The organism is Aeromicrobium sp. Leaf272 (assembly GCF_001422865.1).
Lineage (GTDB): Bacteria > Actinomycetota > Actinomycetes > Propionibacteriales > Nocardioidaceae > Aeromicrobium.
In genome coordinates this window covers 184,957-188,100 of sequence record NZ_LMMY01000009.1, presented here as the reverse complement: position 1 = coordinate 188,100, position 3,144 = coordinate 184,957, and the positions used below count along the sequence as shown (strand labels likewise).

Annotated in this window: 4 protein-coding genes; all 4 read left to right on the top strand. The window is 72.4% G+C overall.

The genetic code is table 11. From position 1 onward, the window contains the following. The first annotated feature begins 77 nt into the window (after window positions 1-77). Window positions 78-1,130: a zinc-dependent metalloprotease gene (locus ASF38_RS02440; protein WP_055963847.1), complete on the top strand. Its 1,053-nt coding sequence runs from the start codon at window positions 78-80 to the stop codon at window positions 1,128-1,130. Window positions 1,131-1,152: 22 nt separating this feature from the next. After that, complete coding sequence (gene tilS, locus ASF38_RS02435; RefSeq protein ID WP_056556079.1) at window positions 1,153-2,100, top strand: tRNA lysidine(34) synthetase TilS; 948 nt, start codon at window positions 1,153-1,155, stop codon at window positions 2,098-2,100. A 60-nt stretch (window positions 2,101-2,160) separates the two neighbouring features. After that, a complete protein-coding gene (gene hpt, locus ASF38_RS02430) occupies window positions 2,161-2,712 on the top strand; it encodes a hypoxanthine phosphoribosyltransferase (RefSeq protein ID WP_369797005.1) in 552 nt (183 codons plus the stop codon). Between the two features lie 162 nt (window positions 2,713-2,874). After that, window positions 2,875-3,144: ATP-dependent metallopeptidase FtsH/Yme1/Tma family protein (locus ASF38_RS18615; RefSeq protein ID WP_235497352.1), on the top strand; the 270-nt coding region annotated here is incomplete at its 3' end.

Genomic DNA, 3,144 nt, shown 5'->3' with positions numbered 1-3,144 from the left:
GAGCGCCAGCGAGTGAATCATCGAAATCTCATGCCGCGCGGCTCGTACTCTTCGCCTCTCCTGACGAGCGGAGCGGCATGATCGACTGGGGCGTCGCGCAGGGCACGGCGACGAAGCTGTCACGTCCGGGGCCCGACCTGTCGCCGGCGGAGGCCGACGACGTCGTCGGCGAGCTGCGGGAGGCGGCGGCCCGGTCCACCGGCCCGGTCCGCGAGTTCTCCGACCTCCACGCACCCGACACCGTCCAGGCGCAGGCGCCGGTGCTCGTGGTCGACCGGCCTCGATGGATCGAGGCGAACCTCGGCACCTTCGAGGTGCTCATGGACCCGGTCGTGGCCCGCATCGAGGCGGGGCGGCCGCGCAGCGGTCTGGCCCACGCCGTCGGCAGCCGGGTGAGCGGTGCCGAGATCGGCGGACTGGTGGCACTGCTGTCGGGCAAGGTGCTGGGCCAGTTCGACCCGTTCTGGACCGGGCCGCGCGGCGAGGGCGGCCGGCTGCTGCTCGTCGCGCCAAACATCGTCCACGTGGAGCGCTCGCTCGACGTCGATCCGCACGACTTCCGGCTGTGGGTGTGCCTGCACGAGGAGACCCACCGGGTGCAGTTCACGGCCGTGCCGTGGATGCGCGACCACCTCCGCGGCCTGATCGACGAGCTGACCGCCGCCACGGACCTCGACTCCGAGGCCGTGCAGCGCTTCCTCACCGAGGGCGTGGGCGAGCTGGTCAAGGTCCTGCGGGGCACCTCCGACGCCTCTCTCGCCGAGCTGTTCCAGAACGAGCGGCAGAAGGCCGTCGTCGACCGGATCACCGGCGTCATGTCGCTGCTCGAGGGCCACGCCGACGTCGTCATGGACGGCGTGGGGCCCGACGTGATCCCGTCGGTGGCCACGATCCGCAAGCGGTTCGACCAGCGACGGCAGGGCGGCGGCGGGCTCGACCGGGTGCTGCGGCGTCTGCTGGGCCTGGAGTCCAAGATGCGCCAGTACCGCGACGGCGCCGTGTTCGTCCGCGAGGTCAACGAGAAGGTCGGGCTGTCGGGCTTCAACGCGGTGTGGGAACGGCCGGAGAACCTGCCCGACCGGGCCGAGATCCTCGACCCCGCCGCCTGGGTGGCGCGGGTGCACGGCTGAGCGACGGGCCGGGAGCCGCGGCGTGAGGCTGCTCGACGCGGAAGCGCGTGGTCGAGCGGGCGTGCGCGACGCCCTCGCCGACGTCGCACCGGACGCACCGGTGGTGCTCGGCGTCTCCGGCGGGGCCGACTCGCTCGCGCTGGCGGTCTGCGCCGCGTTCGTGGCCGACCGTGACGACCGAAGCGCGCGCGTCGTGGTGGTCGACCACGGTCTCCAGGACGGGTCGGACGCGGTGGCGGCCCGCGCGGTCGAGCAGGTGCGCTCGCTCGGCCTGCCCGGCGGCGCGGTCCGTGTGCAGGTGGGGACCGTCGGCGGGCCCGAGGCCGCAGCGCGTGCGGCACGCCGGGCGGCCCTGCTCGAGGCCGCGGGTGGCGAAGGCGTGGTGCTGCTGGCGCACACCCTGGACGACCAGGCCGAGACCGTGCTGCTCGGACTGGGCCGGGGCTCGGGGCCGCGCTCGCTCGCCGGCATGGCAGCGCGCGACGGGCGCTGGCGTCGGCCGTTCCTCGGTCTGCGCCGGTCCGACACCGAGGCGGTGTGCCGCGCCCACGACCTGGTCTGGTGGACCGACCCGCACAACGCCGACCCCGCCTACCGTCGTGCCAGGCTGCGGCACGAGGTGCTCCCCCTGCTCGACGACGTGCTGGGCTCGGGGGTGCCGGAGGCGCTCGCCCGCACCGCCGACCAGCTGCGTCACGACACGACGCTGCTCGACGAGCTGGCGGGCCAGGTCGAGGACGCCGCCGACGTCGCGACGCTCGTGGCTCTCCCGCCTGCGCTGCGGTCCCGGGTGCTCCGCCGACTCGCGCTCGAGGCCGGCGCCGTCCCAGGGGAGCTCGGTTCGGTCCACCTCGCCGCGCTCGACCGTCTCGTCACCGACTGGCACGGCCAGGACCGGGTCGAGCTGCCCGGTCACGTCGCGCTGACGCGGACGGCAGGCCGGCTCCACCGGATCGGCGGCGGTCCCTGATCCGATCGGGGCGGTCCTCGTCCGTGCCGAGGGGTGCTGTGGCAGGCTGAGTCCGTGGACATCCAGCACGTCGAGTCCGACCTCGACCTCGACCAGACCCTGTTCACCGAGGAGCAGATCGTCGCGCGGCTGCGCGAGATCGCGCGCCAGGTCGAGACGGACTACGCCGGTCGCGACCTGCTCCTGGTCGGCGTGCTCAAGGGCGCCGTCATGGTGATGGCCGACCTCGCGCGCAGCTTCGACCGCCACGTCGAGATGGACTGGATGGCGGTCTCGTCCTACGGCTCCGGCACCACGTCGTCCGGCGTGGTCCGCATCCTCAAGGACCTCGACACCGACATCTCGGGCCGTGACGTCCTCATCGTCGAGGACATCATCGACACCGGCCTGACGCTGTCGTGGCTCGTGACCAACCTGCGTTCCCGCGGTCCGGCCTCGGTCGAGATCGCCACGCTCCTGCGCAAGCCCGACGCGCTGCAGATGGACGTCGACGTGAAGTACGTCGGCTTCGACATCCCCAACGCGTTCGTCGTGGGCTACGGCCTGGACTACTCCGAGCAGTACCGCAACCTGCGCAGCATCGGGACGCTGGCGCCCCACGTGTACTCCTGAGAGCACGTCCCGATCCAGCGGGAACGTCACGGTTCGCGTGAGCGTTCTGCCAGTACGGGATCGGCAGGTCGGACTTCGTCCTGACGTGTACGGTTCCTGTGTCGGCGGCGAGGGCCGCCGACCGAGCACACGAGGAGGAGTGGGCCCCGCCGGCCCGTGTCCATGAACGCCAAGCGCCTGTTCCGCGGTCCCTGGGTCTGGATCGTCCTCATCCTCGTCCTCGTCGTCGTCACCCTCCAGTTCTCCGGGCGGGCCGACGGCTTCAAGGAGGTCCGCACGGCCACCATGGTCGGCTACCTCGACGACGGCACGATCTCGGAGATGACCTTCGTCGAGGGTGACCAGGAGATCCAGGCGACCCTCGACGACGGCACCAAGGTGCGCGCGAAGTTCCTCGCCGGCCAGGGCGACCGCCTCGTCGAGAAGGCCGAG

Coding starts and splice junctions, on each gene's coding strand:
- ASF38_RS02440 (WP_055963847.1), top strand. CDS start 78: ATGATCGACTGGGGCGTCGCGCAGGGCACGGCGACGAAGCTGTCACGT.